General features: G+C 61.4%; 20 protein-coding genes. 8 read left to right on the top strand and 12 right to left on the bottom strand.

Features of this window, described 5'->3' with window-relative positions; genetic code table 11:
- Positions 1–7: 7 nt before the first annotated feature.
- From HF675_RS20465 to HF675_RS20485, 5 genes are all read right to left on the bottom strand, one after another.
- Entirely contained in the window at positions 8–790 is a 783-nt protein-coding gene (locus HF675_RS20465) for an SDR family NAD(P)-dependent oxidoreductase (protein WP_105229644.1), read from the bottom strand.
- The gene (locus tag HF675_RS20470) at positions 783–1,370 is read right to left on the bottom strand and encodes a DUF3156 family protein (RefSeq protein WP_105229643.1); all 588 of its coding nucleotides are present in this window, start codon (positions 1,368–1,370) and stop codon (positions 783–785) included. The genes HF675_RS20465 and HF675_RS20470 overlap by 8 nt, the downstream gene beginning before the upstream one ends.
- Positions 1,345–2,838: an APC family permease gene (locus HF675_RS20475; protein ID WP_187043670.1), complete on the bottom strand. Its 1,494-nt coding sequence runs from the start codon at positions 2,836–2,838 to the stop codon at positions 1,345–1,347. The genes HF675_RS20470 and HF675_RS20475 overlap by 26 nt, the downstream gene beginning before the upstream one ends.
- Before the next feature lie 66 nt (positions 2,839–2,904).
- Positions 2,905–4,089 carry an anaerobic sulfatase maturase gene (locus tag HF675_RS20480; protein WP_160028559.1) on the bottom strand — a complete coding sequence of 395 codons (1,185 nt, stop codon included), beginning with the start codon at positions 4,087–4,089 and terminating at the stop codon, positions 2,905–2,907.
- Complete coding sequence (locus tag HF675_RS20485) at positions 4,086–5,792, bottom strand: arylsulfatase (RefSeq protein WP_105233204.1); 1,707 nt, start codon at positions 5,790–5,792, stop codon at positions 4,086–4,088. The genes HF675_RS20480 and HF675_RS20485 overlap by 4 nt, the downstream gene beginning before the upstream one ends.
- 495 nt (positions 5,793–6,287) lie before the next feature.
- Between HF675_RS20485 and HF675_RS20490 the strand changes: the two genes are divergently transcribed.
- The 4 genes from HF675_RS20490 to HF675_RS20505 all read left to right on the top strand — a co-directional run bounded on the left by HF675_RS20490 (position 6,288) and on the right by HF675_RS20505 (position 10,172).
- The gene (locus HF675_RS20490; RefSeq protein WP_105229640.1) at positions 6,288–6,947 is read left to right on the top strand and encodes a LuxR family transcriptional regulator; all 660 of its coding nucleotides are present in this window, start codon (positions 6,288–6,290) and stop codon (positions 6,945–6,947) included.
- Between the two features lie 86 nt (positions 6,948–7,033).
- A complete protein-coding gene (locus HF675_RS20495) occupies positions 7,034–8,227 on the top strand; it encodes an MFS transporter (protein WP_187043671.1) in 1,194 nt (397 codons plus the stop codon).
- Positions 8,224–9,336, top strand: a complete 1,113-nt coding sequence (locus HF675_RS20500) for a class II histone deacetylase (RefSeq protein ID WP_187043672.1) — start codon at positions 8,224–8,226, stop codon at positions 9,334–9,336. The genes HF675_RS20495 and HF675_RS20500 overlap by 4 nt, the downstream gene beginning before the upstream one ends.
- 29 nt (positions 9,337–9,365) lie before the next feature.
- Positions 9,366–10,172 (top strand): alpha/beta hydrolase, encoded by an 807-nt coding sequence (locus HF675_RS20505; protein WP_105229637.1) that lies wholly within the window; start codon positions 9,366–9,368, stop codon positions 10,170–10,172.
- Between the two features lie 30 nt (positions 10,173–10,202).
- Here HF675_RS20505 and HF675_RS20510 read toward each other — a convergent pair whose 3' ends face one another.
- The 3 genes from HF675_RS20510 to HF675_RS20520 form a co-directional block, all read right to left on the bottom strand.
- Positions 10,203–10,568 carry a cupin domain-containing protein gene (locus HF675_RS20510; protein WP_105229636.1) on the bottom strand — a complete coding sequence of 122 codons (366 nt, stop codon included), beginning with the start codon at positions 10,566–10,568 and terminating at the stop codon, positions 10,203–10,205.
- Positions 10,569–10,595: 27 nt separating this feature from the next.
- The gene (locus tag HF675_RS20515) at positions 10,596–11,897 is read right to left on the bottom strand and encodes an FAD-binding oxidoreductase (protein WP_105233203.1); all 1,302 of its coding nucleotides are present in this window, start codon (positions 11,895–11,897) and stop codon (positions 10,596–10,598) included.
- A 97-nt stretch (positions 11,898–11,994) separates the two neighbouring features.
- Positions 11,995–12,750, bottom strand: coding sequence for a LuxR family transcriptional regulator (locus HF675_RS20520; RefSeq protein ID WP_105229635.1), 756 nt, complete (start codon positions 12,748–12,750; stop codon positions 11,995–11,997).
- 639 nt (positions 12,751–13,389) lie between these two features.
- Between HF675_RS20520 and HF675_RS20525 the strand changes: the two genes are divergently transcribed.
- The gene (locus HF675_RS20525) at positions 13,390–14,511 is read left to right on the top strand and encodes an iron-containing alcohol dehydrogenase (protein ID WP_187043673.1); all 1,122 of its coding nucleotides are present in this window, start codon (positions 13,390–13,392) and stop codon (positions 14,509–14,511) included.
- A 188-nt stretch (positions 14,512–14,699) separates the two neighbouring features.
- On the opposite strand, the gene HF675_RS20530 is transcribed toward HF675_RS20525, so the two are convergent.
- On the bottom strand, positions 14,700–15,866 hold the full coding sequence (locus tag HF675_RS20530) for a phospholipase D-like domain-containing protein (protein ID WP_187043674.1): 1,167 nt from the start codon (positions 15,864–15,866) through the stop codon (positions 14,700–14,702).
- A gap of 303 nt (positions 15,867–16,169) precedes the next feature.
- Between HF675_RS20530 and HF675_RS20535 the strand changes: the two genes are divergently transcribed.
- Positions 16,170–17,426 carry an aminotransferase class I/II-fold pyridoxal phosphate-dependent enzyme gene (locus HF675_RS20535; RefSeq protein ID WP_105229633.1) on the top strand — a complete coding sequence of 419 codons (1,257 nt, stop codon included), beginning with the start codon at positions 16,170–16,172 and terminating at the stop codon, positions 17,424–17,426.
- 82 nt (positions 17,427–17,508) lie between these two features.
- Here the strand turns inward: HF675_RS20535 and HF675_RS20540 are convergent, their stop codons facing one another.
- Positions 17,509–18,429 (bottom strand): L,D-transpeptidase family protein, encoded by a 921-nt coding sequence (locus HF675_RS20540; RefSeq protein WP_187044776.1) that lies wholly within the window; start codon positions 18,427–18,429, stop codon positions 17,509–17,511.
- Positions 18,430–18,768: 339 nt separating this feature from the next.
- On the opposite strand from HF675_RS20540, the gene HF675_RS20545 reads away from it, so the two are divergent.
- Positions 18,769–20,310 (top strand): glycosyl hydrolase family 28-related protein, encoded by a 1,542-nt coding sequence (locus HF675_RS20545; RefSeq protein ID WP_187043675.1) that lies wholly within the window; start codon positions 18,769–18,771, stop codon positions 20,308–20,310.
- Positions 20,311–20,385: 75 nt separating this feature from the next.
- On the opposite strand, the gene HF675_RS20550 is transcribed toward HF675_RS20545, so the two are convergent.
- The gene (locus HF675_RS20550; RefSeq protein WP_187043676.1) at positions 20,386–21,264 is read right to left on the bottom strand and encodes a helix-turn-helix domain-containing protein; all 879 of its coding nucleotides are present in this window, start codon (positions 21,262–21,264) and stop codon (positions 20,386–20,388) included.
- Between the two features lie 9 nt (positions 21,265–21,273).
- Positions 21,274–21,657: a hypothetical protein gene (locus HF675_RS20555; protein WP_160028573.1), complete on the bottom strand. Its 384-nt coding sequence runs from the start codon at positions 21,655–21,657 to the stop codon at positions 21,274–21,276.
- A gap of 119 nt (positions 21,658–21,776) precedes the next feature.
- On the opposite strand from HF675_RS20555, the gene HF675_RS20560 reads away from it, so the two are divergent.
- Positions 21,777–22,598 carry a helix-turn-helix transcriptional regulator gene (locus HF675_RS20560; protein ID WP_105229630.1) on the top strand — a complete coding sequence of 274 codons (822 nt, stop codon included), beginning with the start codon at positions 21,777–21,779 and terminating at the stop codon, positions 22,596–22,598.
- Positions 22,599–22,602: the final 4 nt, after the last annotated feature.

Raw genomic sequence — 22,602 nt, forward strand, 5'->3', positions numbered from 1 at the left:
TCGCTCCTTATAGGGAAGTAAAAGCCAGAGTAGGCACATCCACCACGCCGGCGCCGCCGTCGGCCACCAGCGTGGCGCCGGTAATGATCGACGCCTGCGGCGAGCAGAGAAAACAGCACGCTTCGGCGATCTCTTCGGCGCTGGCCGGCCGCCGCAGCGGCACGTCGCGGCATACCTGACGGTAAGCCTGATCCAGCGTCCAGCCGTGCGCCGCCATCAGCGGCCGCATCTCTTCATCGGCCATCGGCGTGGTCACCCAGCCGGGGCAAATTGCGTTGGCGCGCACCCCGAGCGGGCCGTAATCGCGCGCCACGGAGCGCATCAGGCCGATCAGCGCATGCTTGGCGGTCACGTAGCCGCACGCCTCCGGCCCGGCGGCCAGCGAGGCAATCGACGCCACCAGCAGCAGGCTGCCGCCGCTTTTCACCAGCTCCGGCAGGCAGGCGCGCGCGCTGGCGAAGGCGCTGTTGAGGTTGCTGTCCAGCGCCTGCCGCCATGCGGCGTCCGTCATCTCGCCCAGCGCGCCTAATCCCATGCCGCCGGCGCTGCCGATCAGGCAGTCGATACGCCCGCCCTGGCGCATAATCTGCGGCAGCAGCGTGTCGCGCCAGCTGTCGCCGCAGGCGGCGTCGCCCACCAACGCCGTGGCACCAATCTCCGCCGCCAGCGCCTGCAGCGGTGCGGCGCGGCGGCCGACAATAAACACCCGATCGCCCTGCCCGGCCAGTTGCCGGGCGCAGGCGGCGCCGATGCCGGTACCGCCGCCGGTAATCACCACCGTTCTAGTCATCGATTTTCTCCATCAGTTGCGCCACCATCAGACACGCGCTGAGCAGCAGACAGCGCTGCGCCGCGGTCAGGCGTAAATAGCGCCGGCCCGGCGGCAGGCGGCTGACCACCTCGCAGGCGGCGAAATGTTCGATGCTGAACTGCCAGCGCCCCGCCGCCAGCGTCAGCTGGGCATGGCGGAAATCCAGCTGCGCCAGCGTCGCGCCGATTTGCGGATAGCGCGCCAGCCAGCCCGTAAGCTGCCGGGCGGCGGCCTCATCGCCCGCCGTGCAATAGCGTACGCCGCGTTGCCGCCACCAGCCGGTGCCGCGCACCGTCAGCCGGGCGCTGCCCGTCAGCGCAGTGCGGCCGCTCAGGGAAAAACGGTGGCTGACGATATGCGCCAGAAACAGCGCCTGCGGCCGTTCGCTGATCTCAAGCTGCGGCCCCTGCGGCAGCGTCAGGCATAGACGGCCGGCGGACAGCCGCTCGCAGGCATAGGGACGCAGATCCGCCTGCAGCCGGTCGAGCGCGCTGCCGGCGCGGTAGCCGGCCGGTTCACGCTGCCAGACGCGGTTAACCGAGGGACGTAAGGCGATCAAACTGCACCTCCTCGCGTTCCGACTTATCCAGCGCCTGCATCAGCACCTGCTCCACCGGCACCGGCTTGAACGGGTTGACCCGCTGCACGCACAGCGTCCAGAACAGGGCGTACACGGCGGTCAGGCCGATCATGATGCCGAACGGGATATACACCGCGCTGCGCGGCATGCCCGGCGGCGCGATATAGATAATCGCCAGCACGATGCCGATGCTGGACACAATCTGCGGTAGCGGAAACAGCGGCGATTTATAGGCGCGCGGCAGATCCGGCCGGCGGATGCGCAGTAGCACCACCGACAGCGTCACCAGCAGGTAGGCCACGCCCCAGGCGCACACCGCCGCCAGCACCATCGGGATAATGCGCTCCAGATCGCCCTGAATGGCGAAGGCGTGCACGCAGGGGATCAGCACCGCCACGGCAATGCCGACCACCGGCGTTTTAAAACGCGGATGCAGGTAAGCGAACGCCTTCGGCAGCGCGCCGTCCAGCACCATGCCGTACAGAATGCGCGGCACCGCGGCCATCAGCGTATTGATGGTCGCCGCGCCGGCCAGCAGCAGGCCGACGCCCAGCCAGTATTTGCCGAACTCGCCCATCACCTGGCCGGCGAACGCCGGGATCGCCATCGGCGTATCCAGCAGGCGCACATGATGCTCGGCGTCGACCACCACGTTCTCCACCTGATGGCTGAGCGCCGCGCCGTACAGCGCCATACAGGCGGCGACGCCGCACAGTCCCAGCGCCATGGCGCGCGGGATCACCCAGGCCGAGCGTTTGATCTCCGGCGCCATCGGCGTCACCAGTTCGCAGCCGACAAACATAAACATCGCCATCCCCACCAGGCTGAACACCGCAAAGGGATCGCTGACGTCCAGCGCGCTGCCGAACCAGCCGGGCAGCGCCACCGCCGGCGGCGACAGCAGGCCGGCGATGCCGAAAATCACCAGCGTGCTCCACATGCCGAAGGTCAGTACGATTTCCGCCTTGCCGAACGCCTCAATGCCGAACGCGTTCAGCAGGCCGAAAATCACCACCAGCCCGACGCCGACCATCCATGAGGCGTTATAGCTGGTCGCCAGGGTGTTGAGATGTTCAAAATTCACCAGCGCCATGATGCCGGCCAGAATGGTTTCCGCCGTACCGGCGAAGATATGCACGATCAGATAGGCGGACAACGCGCCGGTAATGGCGAAGAAGCGCCCCATGCCGCAGGAAATGTAGTCGTAGACCGAACCGGTGGTCGGCAGGATCGCCGCCGCTTCGGCAAAGGTGGTGAGCTGCGCCTGCATCATCACAAAAGCGATCAGCATCGCCAGCGCAAAGGTATCGCCGCCGATGCCGAAACCGCTGGTTACGGTCAGGATCACCGGGCTGGCCATAATCACGCCGACCGAGCTGGCCAGCGTGGTGGGAAAGCCCACCTTGCCTCGTTCAAGGTGGGCGGAAAGGCGCGACGACAGGTTCATCGGAATATCCTCTGCAGGTTGGCTTAACGCACTATAGAGAGGAAAGGAAAACGCTGACTATCGTCCTTATGGACGAGATGCCTCAGGCTGTGCGCTGCGCCACAGCGCCAGCCCGCCGGCGTCGCGCGGGTAGCGCCGCAGCGGGGCCAGCACCTCGGAGAAAAAGGCGTAGTAGCCGGCGCACAGCCGGTTATAGCCGTCCGGCCCCAGATGCGCCGGGCAGCCGCCCTGGCACACCATCTTCACGCTGCAGCGCTGGCACTCGCGCCGTACGCTCTTGCGCCGGCCGAAAGGCAGCGCGCGGGCGGCATCCGCCAGCGTCGCCAGCTCATCGCCGGCGTTAAAGCGCCCCAGCCGGTGGGCCTCGTCAATCAGGTGATCGCAGGCGTAGACGCCGCCGTCCTGCTCCATCACCAGGTTGCCGCCGCAGCGCGCCGCATGCACGCAGTCGGGGCTGACCTGGGTGAAATACTGCGCGTAGACGTGCTCAATATTCATCACAAACACCCGCCCCACGTCGCCGCGCTGCCGCCAGCGGCGGTAGATATCGCGCATAAAGCGCCCCCAGTTGGCCGCGCTGAGGCTATAGCCGCCCGCCGGCGCGTCGCCCTCCAGCATCAGCGGTTGAAACTGCAGAAAACGCGCCCCCAGCGCCGTCACCTGGTCATACAGCGCCGCGGCGGCGTCGGCGACGCCGTCGTGCACCACCACCAGCAGGTTAAACGCCACGCCGTGCTGCTGCAGCAGCGCAATACCGCGCAACGCAGCGTCATAGCTGCTGTTGCCGCGCCGGTCCGGACGATGGGCGTCCTGCGTCTGACGATCGCCGTCCAGGCTGACGCCGATAATAAAATTATGCTCTCTGAACAGCCGGCACCAGGCGTCGGTCAGCAGCGTGCCGTTGGTCTGCAGACTGTTGCTGATCACCACGCCCGGCGGCGCATAGCGGCGCTGCAGCGCCAGCGCCCGTTTATAGAAGCCGATGCCCGCCAGCAGCGGCTCGCCCCCCTGCCAGACAAAGTTGATCTCCCGGCTGTAACGCGGCTGGGCGGCGATGTACTGGCGGATAAACTGCGCCAGCAGCGCATCGTCCATCCGCGTCGGCCTGTCGCCGCGCTGCGGATAGTAGCAGTAGCGGCAGGCCAGATTGCAGCCGGCGCCGACCGGTTTCACCAGCAGGTGGAACGGCGCGGCGGCGCGGGCTACGCCGCTGACCGGGATTTGTCGCGCCCGCAGCGCATCGATATTCATGGCGCCTCCGCCAGCGGCTGGCGGGTCGCCGGATCGATACCGATATAATGGCCGTCGGCATCCACCCCGAGGTAGTCCACCATCTTGCCTGTTGCTTCAATCACCATCCCCTGCCGGGCATAGCGCTGATAGGCCGCGCTGAGACGTTTGACCATCTCTGGGTGCTCGGCGGCCAGATCGCGGGTTTCCAGCGGATCGTCGTGCAGATTGAACAGTCCCCAGGGCGCGCTGGCGGCCTGCGGGCCGTTTTTCACCAGCCGGCGCAGCTTCCAGTCACCGTCGACATAGGCCGCCTGATTGTGCAGCTCCACGGCGTAGTTGAGCCGCGGCGCCGCCTGGGCCTCGCCGCTGAAATAGCGTTTGAAACTGACGCCGACCATCGGCAGCGGCGCCTGTTTTTTCAGCGGCTTGGCGGCGTCGATGCCGGCAAATTCATACAGCGTCGGCGCAATGTCATAGATCGCCATCGGCGTACGGTCGATGGTGCCATGCTGCTGCAGCTGCGGGGCGGCAATAATAAAGTCGGTATTGATGCCGCCCTGCCCGCTGGTGGTCTTATGGTAATTGGCGTACGGCGCGTTGCTGACGTTAGCCCAGTGCGGGCCGTAAGCCACAAACGACCCCTTACGGCCGATATTGGCGTAACTGTTGTCAAACTGACGCCAGTAGTCCGGCTGCGAGCCGTAATAGAAGCCCTGCGCCGGGTTGGCGCCGTTGTCGGTCAGGAACAGCACGATGGTGTTCTTATCGCGCCCGGTCTGTTTCAGGGTCTGCATCACCTTGCCGATCTGCGCGTCCATATTGGCGATCATCGCCGCATACACCTGCATGGTTTTCGCCGCATACTTTTGCTGCTGCGGCGTCATCGCCTGCCATGCCTTATCCAGCGCCAGCGACGGCAGCGGCGTATTGTCGTTAATGATACCCAGCGCCTTTAGCCGCTTGATGCGCTGCTGATAAATTGCCTGGTAGCCGGCGTCGTATTGGCCGTCAAACCTGGCGATCCAGTCATCCGGCGCCTGCAGCGGATCGTGCGGCGCGGTAAACGCCAGATAGGCGAAAATCGGCTTATCCTGCGGCGTGTCATCGATCCACTGCGTCAGCTGGCGGGCATAGGCCTCGCTGGAGTAGAAATCCTGCGGCAGCGACACCCGCTTGCCGTTCAGGGTATAGAAGGTGTGAAACGCCTCGACGGTGCCGAGCGGTTTCGCATCGTTAAAATGACTGGTTCCGCCGCCCATAAAGGCGAAAGCCCGTTCAAAACCGCGATCGGTCGGCCGCGCGCCGTCGGTGTAGCCCAGGTGCCATTTCCCCGCCATCATGGTGGCGTAGCCGGCGTCGCGAAAGCGCTCCGGCAGCGTAACAACCCGATCCGTCAGGCGCATTTCATAGCCCGGACGCGCAATGGTGTTCTGATACCACCACATAGCGCCCATTCCCGCCTGCTGGTTGGTGTTGCCGGTCATCAGCATCGACCGCGCCGGCGCCGACATCGGCGAGGTATAAAACTGGCTCATGCGTACGCCCTGCTCTGCCAGCGCCTGCAGATTGGGCGTCGGGATTTCGCCGCCAAACGGCGTGATGTCGGAATAGCCCATATCGTCCGCCACAATAATCAATACGTTGGGCCGTTCGCCCGGCGCGCTATGCGCCAGGCCTGACACCACGCTGCTCAACGCCACTGCCACCACTTTTCTTTTCATCGCCATTTCGCTCCTGAAGCATCATCATTTTTTCTTCTTAACGGCCTGCGGAAAATTGTCGGTATACTTTTTCATCAGCCGTAATTTTCGAGTGTAGAAAGCAAAAGAAATTTTTGACTATCGTTCTTAAGGACGAGGGAAAAATGGCATCGTCAGCGGCGGTAGCGTCACGCGCAGCGCCGCATGCGATCGCCCGCAGGGCAGAAAATCGGGTGAAAATTCAGAGAACAAGCGGCGAAAAACTTTATTAATGTTTTAATAAAAAGGCAGGATTCACGCATTAGAAACGTGACAATTACCGCTCTGGCTCATTGTTATTTATGTAGTTTATTGCAAGCCACCTCACGTTGTTAATATGTTTTTATTGTGTTGCATAATTGCGACAACTATGCTGTTATCGTTCACATATTAACCGATCCCCACTACGCACAATAGTGCCCGGATCCCGGCGGTCGCGCCGGCGAGCTAAGGGCGATAAAGGGAGGGCAGGACATTATGCAGACACCATCAGCGCCCGCGGCGAACGATGCCTTTATTGCCAGTTGCCTGAACACCATCGCGCATCTTATTCCCGTTTCCGCCGGCGTGTTTTATTTGGTCAACAGCCAGTTAAAACCCGAGCATTATATTTTGCAGGGCATTTCCGCCAATACGCATCGGCAATATTTGGCAGATTTCCAGCATATTGATCCGATGAAACCGGCCAACTTTCATCGGCACGATATTACCATGGTAAATATGACGCCGGCGGCCATCGCCAATAACCGCCAGTATTACCATGATTTTATGTTGCCGAATAATATGCGCGATATGACCGAAATCTTTATTCGCCAACGCAAGCGCATCGTCGCCGGGGTGTCATTAATCCGTGATACGCCGTTTACCGCGCTGGAACGCGGCCGGCTGCACGCGGTGCTGCCGCTGATTGAGCTGGCGACGCGCGACCTGCTGCCCGAGGGCGAAGCGCAGCTGCTGACCGCCAAAGAGCAGGAAATTGTCAACCTGGTGCGCGAAGGCGCCAGCAATAAACGCATTGCCTTAAAGCTGGGTATTTCGCTCTCCACGGTGAAAACTCATATGCGCAATATATTTTCTAAAACCGCAGTGGTAAACCGCACCGAATTGGTGTCCAGCGGATTTATCGCCCAGGGATAATAGGTTCCGCCGCCAACCTGGCGAAATACATTGCCGTTATTATCGTCAGCCGCAATAAAATCATAGCCAGCCATAAGGATATATTTATGTCCAGCGATGCCTTTTCCGCGCCTGCCCAGCGGGCGGTGCTGCCCTGCCCGCCAAAGCTGCTGATCGCCATTATCGCCTTCGCCGCCATCGCACCCGGCGTGCTGATGACCGCGCCGGCGATCGCCGCGCAGCTGGCCGCTGAATGGCGTCTGACGCCTGCGCAGATCGGCCGGCTGTTCGCCTGCGAGCTGGGGGCGATGAGCCTCGCCACGCTGCCGGCCTGGTGGTGGATGAGCCGCATCAACTGGCGTCGGGTCGCCTGGCTGGCGGCCGGCGTCTTTCTGCTCGGCAATCTGGCCTCGGCGCTGGTCAGCGGCTTCGGCCCGCTGCTGGCGCTGCGCTTTATCGCCTCGCTGGCGGGCGGCACGCTGATGATTCTTTGCATTACCTGCGCCGCCGGCGTCAGCAACGCCAGCCGGGTTTATGCCTGCTGGGTGCTGGGCCAGCTGGCGCTGGGGGCGATCGGTCTGCTGGCGCTGCCGCCGCTGTTTGCCCAGTTCGGCCTGATGGCGGTCTACCTGCTACTGGCGGCGCTGATGCTGTGCTGCCTGCCGCTGATCGCCGCCTTTCCCGACGGCTACCGACCGGCGCCGCAGACGACAACGTCCCGCCGCCCCGCCCCGGTCGCGCGCAAGCTGTGCGCGGTGGCGGCAGTGCTGTGCTTTTATATCAGCCTGAGCGCGGTCTGGACGTTTATCGGCAATATCGGCGCCGCCGCCGGGCTGTCGGCGGTGCACGGCGGCCAGGTGCTGGCCATCGCCACGCTGTTCGGCATCGCCGGCGCCGGCATAGCCGCGCTGACCGGTGACCATCGTCAACGACAGCGGCTGATGGTCTTCGGCTACCTGCTGCTGCTGACCAGTATCATGCTGCTGTTCGCCACCCCGCAGCTGGCGCGCTTTGCCGCCGCGGCGGTGCTGTTCAAATTCACCTGGACCTTCGTACTGCCGTTTATGCTGGCGGCCGTCGCCGGGCTGGATAACAACGGCAAACTGATGAACGGCATCAACCTGGTCATCGGCGGCGGCATGGCCATCGGTCCGCTGCTGGCCGGCTATCTGCTGCAATTTTTCGGCGGCTTCGGCGCGCTGCTCGGCGGCGCACTGAGCTGCGCCCTGCTGTCGCTGCTGCTGATCTCGCTGGCATCCCGCGCGCCGCGCGCGCCCTTTAACAAGGAGTCTGCAACGTGAAAAGAAACACCGGCTTTTTCTTCGATGAACGCTGCTTCTGGCACAGCACCGGGCTGCACGCCACCACGCTGCCGGTCGGCGGCTGGGTGCAGCCCCCCGCCGGCGCCAGCCATGCCGAATCGCCGGAAACCAAACGGCGGATGAAAAACCTGATGGACGTCTCCGGCCTGTCGCGTCAGCTGCAGCTGCGCAGCGCCGAACTGGCGGACGAACAGGACCTGCAGCGTATTCACCCGCCCCACTATCTGCAACGCTTCAAGCAGCTGAGCGACAACGGCGGCGGCCTGCTGGGTGAGGAAGCGCCGCTCGGCCCCGGCAGCTACGAAATCGCCAAGCTGTCCGCCGGGCTGGCCTGCAGCGCGCTGGAGGCGGTGCTGCGCGGTGAGCTCGACAACGCCTATTCGCTGTCGCGGCCGCCGGGCCACCACTGCCTGCCGGAACAGTCGATGGGCTTCTGCTTTCTGGCCAATATTCCCATCGCCATCGAACGCGCCAAACAGAGCTGCGGCCTTGACCGGGTGGCGGTGATTGACTGGGACGTGCACCACGGTAACGGCACCCAGCACATCTACTGGCGGCGCGACGACGTGCTGACCATTTCGCTGCATCAGGACGGCTGCTTCCCGGCCGGCTATGCCGGCGAGCAGGATCGCGGCGCCGACGCCGGCCTGGGTTATAACCTCAATATTCCGCTGCTGGCCGGCGCCGGCGACGACAGCTACCTGTACGCCATGCAGCGCATCGTGCTACCGGCGCTGGCGCAGTTCCGCCCGCAGGCGATAATTATCGCCTGCGGCTACGACGCCAACGCGATGGATCCGCTGGCGCGCATGCAGCTGCACAGCGACAGCTTCCGCTCCATGACCGCGCTGGTGCAGGAGGCCGCCGACCAGCTGTGCGACGGCAAACTGCTGCTGGTGCATGAGGGCGGCTATGCCGAGTCCTACGTGCCGTTTTGCGGGCTGGCGGTAATGGAGCAGTTGAGCGGCGTCCGCACCGAGGTGCAGGACCCGCTGCTGGCCTTTATTCAGCAGCAGCAGCCGCGCGCGGACTTCAACCGCTTCCAGCGTGAAGCCCTCGACCAACTGGCGCGACAATTCGACCTATAATCAAAGAGGAACACTCACAAGGGGACGGTATGTCGCAACAACAGGTCAGCTTTATCAAGGGGCAGCGCGGTGATATCGCGCTGCATGACTGGCAGCATGACGCACCGCGTTTTCTGGCGCTGCTGGTACACGGCTACGGCGAGCATCTGGGCCGTTACCACTATGTGGCGCGCACGCTGCAGGATCTGGGCGCACGCGTCTTCGGCCCGGACCATCTCGGCCACGGGCTGTCGCAGGGCGAGCGGGTGTTGATTGAGGATTATGAGGCGGTGGTCGACGATGTGCGGCAGGCCGTCGGGCAGATTCGCCGTCAGCATCCCGATCTGCCGCTGGTGGTCATCGGCCACTCGATGGGCGGCATGATCGCCACGCGCTACGTACAACGCTTCGGCGACGACGTCCGGGCGCTGGTGCTGTCCGGCCCGCTGCTGGGCGAACATACCGCCATCGGCGATCTGCAGGACATGGAGACCATCCCCGATACGCCGCTGGACGTCAGCACCCTGTCGCGCGATCCGGCGGTCGGCGTCGCCTATCAGGCCGATCCGCTGGTGTGGCACGGGCCGTTCAAACGCCCGACGCTGCAGGCGATACGGCGCTTTCTGGCGACCATCGACGCCGGGCCGGGCTTCGGCGCGCTGCCTACGCTGTGGCTGCACGGCGGCGACGATCGTCTGGTGTTAAGCGAGGAGAGCCGCACCACCCTCGAACGGCTGCGCGGCAGCGATTTCCACGCCGAGATCCTGCCCGGCGCCCGCCATGAAATTTTCCATGAGATCGACAAAGATCGGACGCTGCAGCTTGTCAGCGCGTTTATCCAACGCACGCTGCGCTAGAGGAAAAGCCGGCCCCGCGGGGCCGGTCTGTCAGCCGTTCACTACCGCCAGGTAGTGCTTTACAAAGCGATCGGAGGTGATGTCCCAGCGCACTCTGGCGCCCTTGGGCGCAAACCAGGCGTCGCCGGCCTGATACTGCACCGCTTCACCGCTGGCTTCATCGGTCAGCGTCACCGTGCCTTCCCACACCGTCGCATGCTCGGCAAACGGATACTCCATCACAAAGCTGCCGCGGGTGCAGCTGAACACGCCGCAGCTCAGGTTGTCGTCGGGCGCGCCGTCGATCATCGCCACGCTGACCGTCGGTTCGCCGGCAATCACCGTCGCCCCTAGGTTGCTGACGCTGCCGATCTCCGTCAGCGCCGGCAAGGGTTGTTTAAGCAGAAGTGGTTTCATTTTGGTTTCCTCTGGTTGTAATAACGGTTAACGGCGTCCCTTCCAGTAACCGGACGTCTGGTGCCACATTTTGCCGGCGGAGGTTATCACCCGGCGCAGCTGGTCCTTGCCGAAGATATCCACATGCGGGATTGAACTCATCAGTGCGTAGCGCTCGGAGCCTTCCGCCATGCCCTCTGCCAGCACCTTGCAGACGATATGGCTGGGGGTGACGCCGAAGCCGGAATAGCCCTGCACGTAAAACACATTGTCGTGCGCCGGCAGCGTGCCGATTTGCGGGAACAGATTGGCGCTGCAGCACAGCGGCCCGCCCCAGGCCATATCAATCTTCACGTCATGCAGGTACGGGAACACCTTCAGCATCAGGTTACGGTTCCAGGCTTTCAGATCGGCGGGAATATACTCCAGCAGCCGCGTGGCGCTGCCGAACAGCAGGCGGTTCTCATTGGTCACCCGGTAGTAGTCGATCACCGGACGAATATCGCTGTAGGCACCGCGGATCGGGCTGATCCGGCGGATCAGCGCCTCCGGCAGCGGCTCGGTCGCCAGCTGAAAAGCGTAGGTATTAATGGTTTTGCGGTGGATGGCCGGCTCCAGGCCGTTGAGAAAGCCGTTGCAGGCCCACAGCATTTTATTGGCGCGTACCGAGCCCATCGCGGTACGCACCCGAATGCGCGGGCCGTACTCCACCGCCAGCACGCTGCTGTTTTCAAAGATCTTTACGCCGTAGTCGCCCAGCGCTTTGGCTTCCCCCAGCAGCAGGTTCAGCGAGTGCACATGGCCGCCGCCCATATGTTTCAGCGCGCAGGTATAACTGTCGGAGCCGACCACCTGCTTCACCTCCGCGCCGGTGTACAGTTCAATCTCTTCGTCCGGCGCCACCGCCTGAAACTCCTTCAGCCAGGCGCGCAGCGTTTTCTCCTGGCGCGCATTGCTGCCCAGGTAGCCGTAGCCAAAGCAGAAGTCGGCGTCGATGGCGTATTTACTGATGCGATCGCGGATTATGCCGGCGCCCAGATTGCTGATGCGGAAAATGGTTTCCAGCCCCTGCGGGCCGACGTGACGTTTGATCTTCTCCAGATCGTGGCCGATGCCGGCCATCACCTGCCCGCCGTTACGACCGGTGCCGCCGTAGCCGAGGTGGCGTCCTTCCAGAATGGCGATATTGGTAATGCCTTTTTCCGCCAGCTCCAGCGCGGTATTGATGCCGGAAAAACCGCCGCCGACGATCACCACGTCAACGTCCAGATCCTCTTCCAGCACCGGAAAACGCAGATCGTATTTTTTGGTCGCCGCGTAGTAGGTTAACGATTCGATATTGTTGTTCACTGCCGCACTCCCCTGATCCAGACCCTGACGGCGATTATCAGCGGGCGGCGGCGGCGCGGCCATGTCCCTTTAGGGATATTTTAACTATTTTGTAACATCATGCGCTGTGCGGCAGCGTGGGGCCGAGCAGCAGGCTGAACAGTTCGGCCTGCGAACCGATGCCCAGTTTACCGTAGATGTTTTTACGGTGATTTTTCACCGTGCCCAGGCTGATAAACAGCCGCTCGGCAATCTGCGGCGAGCCTTGCCCGGCCAGAATTAAATCAACGATTTCACGCTCGCGCGGGGTCAGGGTTGCGCGCGCCGTCGCGCCGCGATCGCACGGCGTGGCCGGCGCGGCATCCGGCGCCACATCGCCGTGCAGACGCGCCACGCTGCGCACCAACATCAGCGCTTCGCGCAGCTCTTGCTGCCGTGGCTGACGCAGCGCCACCGTGCGCCGTGAAGAACCGAAAAACACCCCCAGCCGGCGCTGCGGCGTCAGCTGCAGCACAATGCCCGCTTCGTCGCGCCAGCCGGTTTTACGGTAAAAATTGCGGTAGTAATCGCTGTGGTAGAAACCGCGCGGAGCCAACTGGCGCAGCGTGAAGATATCCCCCTGCCGCCCGTCGTTCAGTGCGTGATAAAACGGATCCTGCAGATAGGCGCCCTGCTGATAGAGCGCGTTCACCCGGTCGCTGTTCTCTTTTTCCGCCTTCAGCAGGCAGCACGGCGGCCGATCCTGCTCAAAGGCGTACACCAGCGCATTATCGAACGCGAAGAAGCGTTCCAGGTAGGCCAGCAGGTGCGGATAGAAATGGCGGGTCGCCACGGCGTCAATCACCGTCGTCAGTCTGGCAAGCTGAATATCCATCCGCGCCTCCGAGTATTAACAGGTTAACAATATGCGCCTGGCGCGGCCAGAAAATCAGCGGGCCGCCGGAAAGTAATAAAAAGCATCTCACTGCTTGAAATGCAAGCCGGTAAAAGCAGGCGTGTTAAATCAGTCACAACTTGCCCGCCCGACTGAAAGGCGTATTCATTAAGATATTAATGATGTGAAGATTGAAGGCAGAAATAGTTATGTATGCCGGATAGGTATTTTTATACGTGGCCTATGTCAGCAATGTGTAATCAGAATTGCCGTAAACGTACAGTATTTCTCTGTCACTGAGATGAACGGCAATTGCAGGGGCCGTAGGCGCGCCCCCTGCGCCCGCGCTTAGGCACGTTCAGCCTGCTTCGCAGGTACCCTCTCTGCGTCACCGTCGCCGGGCGGGTCGGCTCTACAGGCATCCCTGCCTGTGGCGCCTCAACCGGCTCAGGTTCCTTGTTCGGCAGCCCGTGATGCGCGCTGAAGGTCAACACCCGAATCTGTAGCTACCGGGCCAATTAACTATGAGCTTTGACGCTAAAAAACTAAATCTATAAAGCTGTTGCATGGCAAGAAATCGTGGTTCACGCCGCCGGGCTGAATTATGCTGGCGTTTTGCCGTTCGCCAAGGAGCCATGCATGACCCTCACCATTGCCAACCGCCACACCTGGTTCGGCCAGGGCGCCATCGGACAGTTGATCCCGCAGCTGGAGCAGGATCCGCAGCCCACGCTGCTGTTCAGCTGCCGCTCGTTTCTCAATGGCCCGATATACGCCGCGCTGGCGCCGCAGCTCGATCCGCTGCTGATCGGCCGGGAGATCGTCAGCCATGAGGCCTCGCCGCAGGAGCTGGACCAGTGGGTCGCACGCTGGCGCGGCCAGGCGGCGCGGGTGGTGGCCATCGGCGGCGGCAGCGTGATCGACGCCGCCAAGGCATTCTCAGCGCTGGTGGAACACCCGCTGCCGACGCTGCGCTATATGGAAAAGGTGGGCGACACGCCCATCAGCGGCGCCACCCTGCCGCTGATCGCCATTCCCACCACCGCCGGCACCGGCAGCGAAGTCACCCAAAACGCGGTAATCACCGATACCCGCGTCAAACAGGTTAAAGCCTCGCTGCGCCACGCCAATTTTGTGCCGCAGACGGCGATCCTCGATCCGCAGCTGCTGCAGCGCGCGCCCGACCACGTGCTGGCCTACTGCGCGATTGACGCTTTCACCCATCTGTTCGAGGCCTACCTGTCAAAAACCGCCAGCAGCCTGACGCGCGAGCAGTCGCTGAGCGGCATACGCCTGTTCCTCGACGCCTGGCCGGCGCTGAACCGCAGCGACGATGCGCGCGAAGCCATTATGCAGGCATCCTATCTCGGCGGCCTGACGCTGAGCAGCGCCGGTTTGGGCGTGATCCACGGCATCGCCGGCGAGGTAGGCGCACTGCGCGACTACCATCACGGCCAGGTGTGCGGCCGCCTGCTGCTGCCGTTCCTGCAGTTGCTGGCAGAGAGCCAGCAGCCGCAGCAGCGCCGGCTGATGCAAGAACTGGCCGGGCGGCTGTTCCCGCAACATCCGGGCAGCCCCGAGCATTACCTGAGCGACTTCATCACCGAACACGCCATCGCGCCGTTCTGGCAGGAACCGCTGGCTCTGACGGCGGACGAGCTGCGCATCAGCGTGGAGAAGTCCAACAGTAAAAACTCGCTGCTCGACTACTCCGCCCGGCAGCGGCAACAGATGATAGAGGCGGCATTCCATATCGAATGAATATATAATTCGATCAAGGAAATAGCGGAGAAGTAACATGAGCATTATCGACTGGATTTTGACCGGCATCGCCGTAGGCCTGATTGTCGGCGCGCTGATCAAACTCTTCGGCAAGAAGAAAGATCGGTAAACCTTAAAGCGGGGGAGCAACGGCTTGATACATCGGCCTTTGTTTCCCCGCAGATGCCTCAGCCGCCCGGCCGAGGCGTCGGGTAGTCTTCCTCAATACGCAGCGCCGCCGCATACGGGCTGTCCCACAGTTGCTGATACAGCTGGTCCAGCCGCGCGGTCAGCGCATCGTTATGCAGCACCAGCTCCAGATTTCGCGAATTATCCAGATAACCGCCGCTCCAGTTGCTGGTGCCGACCCAGGCAAGCTGCTCATCAATGGTCATGATTTTGCTGTGGATCACCCGGGCATAGGGAATAAACCCGCTGCTGGCGGCGGGAATGGTCACCACTTTCAGCTGTACGTTCGGCAGCAGCGCCAGACTCTTCAGATAAGCGATCTCCGGCTTTTTGGTGTTCCAGTCCGCCACCATCAGCTCCACCTGGACACCACGCGCCGCCGCGCCGCGCAGGGCGTTGTCGATAACCGCATAATAGGGGCGGCTGCGCCCCGGCCCGAAGGAGAGCGGCGCATACTCCATCACCTGTACCCGCACCCGCCGCTGCGCCGCCGCCAACAGCCGCGGCAGCTCGCTCTGCGTATCGGTCACCCCCGGCGGCACATACGCGCGCGGGCTGGCGAGCAAATAACTGTCCGCCGGCGGCGCCGGCTGATAGGTCAACGGCGGCACCGGCTGCTGCTGCGCCTGCAACGCCTGCGCCTGCCAGTCCTGCTCAAACACCGCCTGTATCTGGCGCACCACGCCGGCATCGCTGACGCGCAGCCCGACCTCATGAATATGCTCCAGCGCCCGCCAGTCAAAATTCTGGCTGCCGACAAACGCCTGTTCGCCGTCCACCAGCAGGTATTTGGCGTGCATAATGCCGCCGCTCAGCGGCTGATAGTCCAGCACGCGCAGCGCCAGCTGCGGGATCGCCGCCAACTGTTCCAGCGTATCCGCCGCCGAATTACGCAGCCCCTTGCGCTCCAGCAGCAGGCGGATTTTCACCCCGCGCTCGCCGGCGCGGCGCAGCTCCGCCAGCACCGCATCCAGCCGGCTGCCGGGCTGGTTCATCACATAAAACTGGGCGATATCGATGCGCTGCCGCGCCTGGGCGAACATCTGCTGCCAGACTTCGGCGCTGTCGCGCAGGTCATCATTCTGCAGGCAGGTTTCTACCGGCGCGCTGTACACCAGCTCATAGCCGGGCACGTCAAAACGCGCATTGGCGGCATCGTGACTCATAATCAACGGGTAACTCCATAGCGGCGTAAAACTGACGGCCATTAGGCATAACCTCATCTTATTCTGTCAAGTCGGGCTGAATATTTATGGAGCAAATATTTTCTTTATTAACTATCAAACAATCATAATTATTAATAAACATGCGGATTATTAACATCGCCCCCAGGAAAATTAATGAAATACTGAGGCATTCCAATATTTCATCCTAGAGTAATTGATTAGTCATTTTGATACATTCTGGAACGTATCCGCCGGACAAAAATAGAACATCAATAAAGAAACGATGAGAAATAAGGATAAAGGATGAAAGAACATAACCCTGACGCTACGCCAGATACCCGCAGCGATCGGCAAATAAATAAACCGTCTGCGTTTGACAAGAAAATAGCCAGAGGCGCTGCCCGCTACCATAAGCTCAATAGTGACTATTCATTCTTCTTCAGCAAAATAAGCGGCTATGACGATAACAACAAAGCCTGGATCTACAGTGAAGGCAAGCGCAAACTTAATTTCTGCACTTACTCCTATCTGGGTCTGTTAAAACATCCCGCTATCGAAGCAGCGGCGCTGAGCGCACTCAAACAATACGGCACCGGCACCCACGGCGTACGCCTGCTCGGCGGCAACCTGGATATTCACGAGCGGCTGGAACAGCGCATCGCCGGCTTCTTTGGCCGTGAAGCCGCATTAACCTTCAGCTCCGGATTTATGACCAACCTGACGGTGATCGACAGCCTGCTCGGTAAGGGCGACGTGATTTTTTGCGACGAACTTAACCACGCCAGCATTATCGACGGCTGCAGAATCGGTAACGCGCAGGTCGTGAGGTTTCCCCATAACGACATGCAGACCCTCGACCAACAGCTGGCGGCCGCGCCGCCGCAGGCGCGCAAGCTGATTATTATCGATGCCGTCTACAGCATGGAGGGCGATCTGGCACCGCTGGATACACTGATCGCCCTGCGCGATCGGCATCCGAATACCCTGCTGATGGTTGACGAAGCGCACAGCCTCGGCGTGCTGGGTGCCAACGGCAAAGGTATTGAAGAGCACTTCGCCTGCCGCGGCCAGATCGACATTCTGATGGGTACGCTGAGCAAAACGCTGCCCGGCCAAGGCGGTTTTATCGCCGCCACGCAGGCGGTTATCCACTACCTGCGCATGACCGCCCGCGGCTTTATCTTCAGCGCCGCGCTCTCGCCAATCACCACCGCAGCCATGCTGGCGGCGTTTGACGTGCTGGAGCAGGAAGGCCCGCAGCGGCGGAAAAAGCTGATGGAAAACATCACCTATTTTGTCGCAGCGTTGCGCAGAGAAGGGTTTGAAGTCAGGGCGGAGCAGGCGGCGATCGTACCGATTATGATCTACAGCGAAAGCCAGGCCTTTGCGATGGCGCAATACTGCCACCAGCGGGATATTTACGTGATGCCGGTGGGGTATCCGGCAGTGTCCAAAGGCCTTGAACGCTTACGGATGAACGTCACATACCACCACAGCAAAGACGATCTCGACCTGGCGCTGCAGGTGCTGTGCGCGGCAAGAGAGGCGGTGGCGCCGTAAAGCCAGGCGTCTTGCCCGCAAAAAAATGCCGGTCAGTTCGCACCGACCGGCATTCTATCGTTTATGACTCAGCGAACGTGGCTCAGTTCACTTTCACCGGCATGCCGGAACGCGCTTTGATCGCCGCGTCGACTTCGCTCTGGTTGACGCCGCTGTCCATCAGCACCTTGCCAACCGCCGGCGACAGCATCACCGGCACCGGATCTTTCGACTTCAGCTGCTCTTCGTTGGCGGAAAGCGGGTTGTGCACTTCCAGATAGCGGCTGCCGTCCGGCTCGACCGAGGCTTTCACCGGCTCATTGATAAACTGTACGCGCGTGCCGACCGGCACGTTATCGAACAGGTATTTGATATCGTCGGCGCGCAGACGCACGCAGCCGTGGCTGACGCGCAGGCCGATGCCAAAGTTGGCATTAGTGCCGTGAATGGCGTACAGGCGGCCGATATACAGCGCATACAGCCCCATCGGGTTATCCGGGCCGGCCGGGAACACCGCCGGCAGGATTTCCCCTTGCGCCGCATACTCTTCACGCATCTTGGCGGTTGGCGTCCAGGTCGGGCCGTCTTTCTTGCGATGCACGCTGGTGACCCAGTTCATCGGCGTGTCTTTACCCAACTGACCGATGCCGATCGGCAGCACCACTACGGTGTTGGTGTCCTTCGGGTAGTAGTACAGACGCATTTCTGCGCTGTTGATAATAATGCCCTGACGCGGCGTATCCGGCAGAATCAGCTGCTGCGGGATGGTCAGCGTGCTGCCGGCCTTCGGCAGGAAGGGATCGACGCCCGGGTTGGCTTCCAGCATATTGCTCAGCCCCATCTGGTACTGCGCGGCAAAACTTTCCAGCGGCAGCTTGCTGTCCTCAGGGACCTGGATCTGGATATTCTCCCCCACCAGACGGCTGTCTTTGGCCGGCAGAGGGTAAACAACGGCGAGGGCGGTCTGGCTGAACGCCACCAGGGCCGTAAACAGGGTTAATAACGCGCGAATGCTCATGTTTATCTTCGTGTTGGTTTGGTGGGCCGCACTGGCAATATCGGTCAAAATTCTCTCCGGCCTGTAACGGCCGGATGCGCATTATATGTTCACTTAAGCAAAAGTGTGAAATTTTCACGCCGATCGGCACGCATTTTTTCATCACTATCGGCCGCGCAATCCCTATCCCCGTATCGCCATCTCCCACCAGACGCCGTTCACACGCCGCTGTTCCGCCCCTCAGAAATCACCGCCTTGTTTAGCCAGCCGTCACCCAACAGGCATCCCGTGCCGGCAACGCTATCCGTTTATACCATTGTCCCGAGCCCATGTTCCGCTCACCTGTAAACGTATAACGGAGAGATAATGATGAGTACAACCCTGGAAGAAAATACCGGCTATTTCTTATCACCGGAAATGTTCGGCGCCGTTGGCGACGGCGTGCACGATGACAGCGATGCAATCCAGAAAGCCATCGACCATGCCCGCGTGAATAAATATCGAAAAGTTGTCGGCAAGGGCAACTACCTGATTAATAAAACACTGTTAATCGGCTCTGACGGCAACGGCTTTGCACTGCACCTGCAATCGCTGATTGTCGGCGAGCAGTTCCCCGCGCTGCCGGAAAAATGGTGGGATGCCACACCGGCGATCGCCCCCCATCAATCCGCCGGCAGTCAAAACAACATTGACCTGCGCGTCGAATATTTCAATGGCGCCAATAAAGCGACCTGGTTCAGAAACTGGGGGAACGGCATCACCGCCTCAAGGCTGTACTGCGGCAGCATGAAAAACTTCATTATCGGTTACCGCTGCTATAAAGACACCCAGCGGGTAACGGGGATGAACGATCTCGCCGGCTGCAGCTGGTACGGCGGCTATCTGGGGGCACTGATCGGCACCGGCGATAAAGTGCCGGGCTTTACTACCGTCGCGGAGTGCCATTCATTTGATATTCAATGGTTCGCCTCAAACAAATATGGCGGGGTAATTCTGCTCTCGGGGGCGCAGTACACCAACATCTACAAGGGCACCTACGACTATAACGGCAAGTTCTCGGTCTGGATGAACCTAGGCGCCAACAACCCGGATACGGAAAATAACGGCAAAGTTATCGGCTTCGGCGACACCATCAGCGACGGCGTCGTCACCGGCACGGTACTGACGGAGCCTTCCTATCATCAGGGCAACTATTACATTCTGGTCACCGATACGCAGAATGCGCTGGACGGCCAGAGCACCTGGACGGCAGGCAAGCCGCTGAGCAATCAGGATGGCAGTTGGAAGGCCACGGCGGAGAAAATCATTACCTGCACCACCACCGAAGCCCGCTACTTTGACGTAGTCGCCAATATTCGCACCGGTGGTTTCGGCAAATGCATTATTGAGCCTGAATATATCGGCGGTCTGGTCGGGCATAACCTCTTCACCAGCCAGTACCGGGCGGCCAGCGCAACGTCAATCAACGATACCTCCAACTATCGCGGCCTTGGCGTGGCCAGCACGGCGGACCGCCTGGAGATGACGGCCACCAGCCACAGCAATACGCCGTTTATCAGCGCGTATAAGGACGAAACACAGGTCAGAACCCATTTACGCCTTTTCAATCAGAGCAAGCTGCTGGGGTTAAATAAATCGGTTAACGTGCCCAATAACAGCCCGACCTGGATCTTCTCGCTGGGAGCGAATACTTCAGCCACTATCGCCATGTGGAAGGTATACGTCACCTCCACCACGACGGGTATCTCAGGGGAAGCGAACGTCACCGTCAGGGGCAATGAAGCGTTTATTACCAACGTGGTGTATGCCTCCAATATGCAGTTCAAGGTCGACGGGCTGAAGCTATTGGTGCATCAAAGCACCGGCGCCAGCAGAAATATCTTTATGAACGCCATCCGCGTCGCCTGATCCGCCCCTCGGATCGCGACATCATCACCTCCACCGCCGGCGCATCATGCGCCGGTTTTCACGTGTTGATTTCGCTCAACGCCGCGTTGCCTGCGCCGATAAACGGCGGATGGGGATCAGATATTCGCAGTGGATCGCCGCGCCGGCCTGATGGTAAAACCCGCCCTGCGCGGGGTAAAAACGCTCAATATCACTACCCGGACGGCGCACCACGTTCAACGCCGGCATCACGCTGTCGTAAACGCGGGCGATAAAATTCTGGAAATCCTCCGCCTGCCCCTGGTAGACAAAGCTGGCGTACTCTCCCGGTTCAATCCTCACCTCCTCCCCCGCCGTTTGCTCATCGTCCAGGGCAACGGTGTACGCCATGCACTGACGATCCTGCTGGCGGCTGTCGACATCCAGCCGGGCCAGGCCGTAAGCCACCGCCGGCGGCCCGGACAGCGGGCAGCGCAGCGCATTCCAGGCGCTCTGACGCAGCTCTTTTTTCCGTCGGCTCAGTTCGTTTAACGTCAGCGTTCGGCGCTGCGTCCGCCCCACCAGCCGCATTGCCGGCAGTTCGACAAAATCCGCCGCCGGCAGCGGCGGCGCGCACAAGCGCAGCGGCGGCTGCATGCCGTAGCCCGGCCACTCCGCGCTGCGGCGGTAGGCGGCCGGCGGCAGCCCGAACTGCCGGCGGAAACCGCGGGTGAAGGTCTGCTGGGAGTCAAACTGATACTTATCCGCGATAATCGCCACGCTGGTGCCCGTCAGCCGCAGTTCGCGCGCCGCAGCGCTCAGTCTTCTGCGCCGCACATAGGTGCCCAGCACGTGGCCGGTCTGGCGTTTGAACATCCGCTGCAGATGCCATTTGGAATAGCCGGCTTTCGCCGCGATCTCATCCAGCGACAGCGTCTGCTCCAGATTCTGTTCGATCCACGCCAGCAGCTGATTAATCACCGCCCGTTGATGCATATAGCCCCCTTATTGATTCAACCACGCCTGCGCCAGCCGATGCGCCTGTTCGCTATCAGCCACAACCTCGACCGGGTATCCCCAGAACCTGCTGGAGTACTCGGCAAACGGTCCGGCGGCAAGTCGCCGCGCGCTATCCGGCTCGATCATCACCATGCCTTTTACATACTGTTTCAGCGCGGCGCGGTGTTCGCGTTTCCACAGCGCGACCTGCGTGCGTTCATCGCGGGTCGGCTCTCCCTGCTCGTCAGAGCGCGGTTCACACACAATCACAAACGGCTGCCGCCGCGCCAGCAGCGCACCAAATTCGGCAAATTCGGCGACGACGTCACGCGGCTGCCCGGCGGGCCGATACATGCGGACATAAGGGAAGGTTGCGGCGTCAAAGGACATCTTGCATCTCCTGCAAACAGTTATCGGATTGCCGCTTACTTTATCGACAACGGCACTAGACCGCATTGCACAATCAGGACATACTATTTTTCATTTACGCCAAAATGAGAGTCATTCTCATGTCTTTTGTCACCAAAAAGGCCTGTCTGGACATTGATAACGTGCCGCGCCCGGTGTTCGCCGTGCAGGGCGCGACGATTCACGAAAATTGGGAAGTCGAGCCGCATCGTCACCAAAAGGCGCAGCTGATTTATACCGCGCGCGGCATGCTGCGCTGCGAGGTGGAAAACGGGCTGTGGCTGGTGCCGCCACAGTGTGCGCTATGGATGCCCGGCAATGTGCTGCACAGCGCGCGCGGCACCGGCACCACCGAGTGTTATGCCCTGTTTGTCGACCCGGCCGCCGCTGGCGATCTGCCTGCCAGCAGTTGCACCCTGACCATTTCACCGCTGCTGCGCGAACTGCTGCTGGCTGCCAGCCGCTTTACCCCGCTGTATGACCAGCACGGGGCCGAGGGCCGGCTGACGACGGTGCTGTTGGATCAGTTGGCGGCGGCGCCGGTGGAAAATCTGCATCTGCCGGTCTCCCAGGACGCGCGTATCCGCCAGCTGATGGATCAATTGCTGGCGGACCCGGCGAATAAGCGCACGCAGGCGCAATGGGCGCAGCATATCGGCATGAGCACACGCTCGCTGAGCCGTACGCTGCAGCAGCAGTTGGGGATGAGTTTCGGCCATTGGCGACGTCAGCTGCACGTAATGCTGGCGCTGCAACGCCTGACGCAGGGCGTCAGCGTGCAGAGCGTGGCGTTGGACCTGGGCTATGAGAGCGCCAGCGGCTTTGTCACCATGTTCAGGAAAGCGGTCGGCAAGCCGCCGGCGCGCTATCTGGCGGAAAAGGCGGCGGACGGCCCAATGCCGTCCGGCACCATCGCCATGTAGGCGC

It is taken from the genome of Serratia sp. JUb9, from assembly GCF_014298095.1.
Taxonomy (GTDB): Bacteria; Pseudomonadota; Gammaproteobacteria; order Enterobacterales; family Enterobacteriaceae; genus Serratia_B; species Serratia_B rhizosphaerae.

Excerpts from the sequence above, each read along its gene's own strand:
- HF675_RS20465 (WP_105229644.1), bottom strand. The coding sequence starts at position 790 with ATGACTAGAACGGTGGTGATTACCGGCGGCGGTACCGGCATCGGCGCC.
- HF675_RS20475 (WP_187043670.1), bottom strand. The coding sequence starts at position 2,838 with ATGAACCTGTCGTCGCGCCTTTCCGCCCACCTTGAACGAGGCAAGGTG.
- HF675_RS20480 (WP_160028559.1), bottom strand. The coding sequence starts at position 4,089 with ATGAATATCGATGCGCTGCGGGCGCGACAAATCCCGGTCAGCGGCGTA.
- HF675_RS20485 (WP_105233204.1), bottom strand. The coding sequence starts at position 5,792 with ATGAAAAGAAAAGTGGTGGCAGTGGCGTTGAGCAGCGTGGTGTCAGGC.
- HF675_RS20490 (WP_105229640.1), top strand. The coding sequence starts at position 6,288 with ATGCAGACACCATCAGCGCCCGCGGCGAACGATGCCTTTATTGCCAGT.
- HF675_RS20495 (WP_187043671.1), top strand. The coding sequence starts at position 7,034 with ATGTCCAGCGATGCCTTTTCCGCGCCTGCCCAGCGGGCGGTGCTGCCC.
- HF675_RS20505 (WP_105229637.1), top strand. The coding sequence starts at position 9,366 with ATGTCGCAACAACAGGTCAGCTTTATCAAGGGGCAGCGCGGTGATATC.
- HF675_RS20510 (WP_105229636.1), bottom strand. The coding sequence starts at position 10,568 with ATGAAACCACTTCTGCTTAAACAACCCTTGCCGGCGCTGACGGAGATC.
- HF675_RS20520 (WP_105229635.1), bottom strand. The coding sequence starts at position 12,750 with ATGGATATTCAGCTTGCCAGACTGACGACGGTGATTGACGCCGTGGCG.
- HF675_RS20525 (WP_187043673.1), top strand. The coding sequence starts at position 13,390 with ATGACCCTCACCATTGCCAACCGCCACACCTGGTTCGGCCAGGGCGCC.
- HF675_RS20530 (WP_187043674.1), bottom strand. The coding sequence starts at position 15,866 with ATGAGTCACGATGCCGCCAATGCGCGTTTTGACGTGCCCGGCTATGAG.
- HF675_RS20535 (WP_105229633.1), top strand. The coding sequence starts at position 16,170 with ATGAAAGAACATAACCCTGACGCTACGCCAGATACCCGCAGCGATCGG.
- HF675_RS20545 (WP_187043675.1), top strand. The coding sequence starts at position 18,769 with ATGATGAGTACAACCCTGGAAGAAAATACCGGCTATTTCTTATCACCG.
- HF675_RS20550 (WP_187043676.1), bottom strand. The coding sequence starts at position 21,264 with ATGCATCAACGGGCGGTGATTAATCAGCTGCTGGCGTGGATCGAACAG.
- HF675_RS20555 (WP_160028573.1), bottom strand. The coding sequence starts at position 21,657 with ATGTCCTTTGACGCCGCAACCTTCCCTTATGTCCGCATGTATCGGCCC.
- HF675_RS20560 (WP_105229630.1), top strand. The coding sequence starts at position 21,777 with ATGTCTTTTGTCACCAAAAAGGCCTGTCTGGACATTGATAACGTGCCG.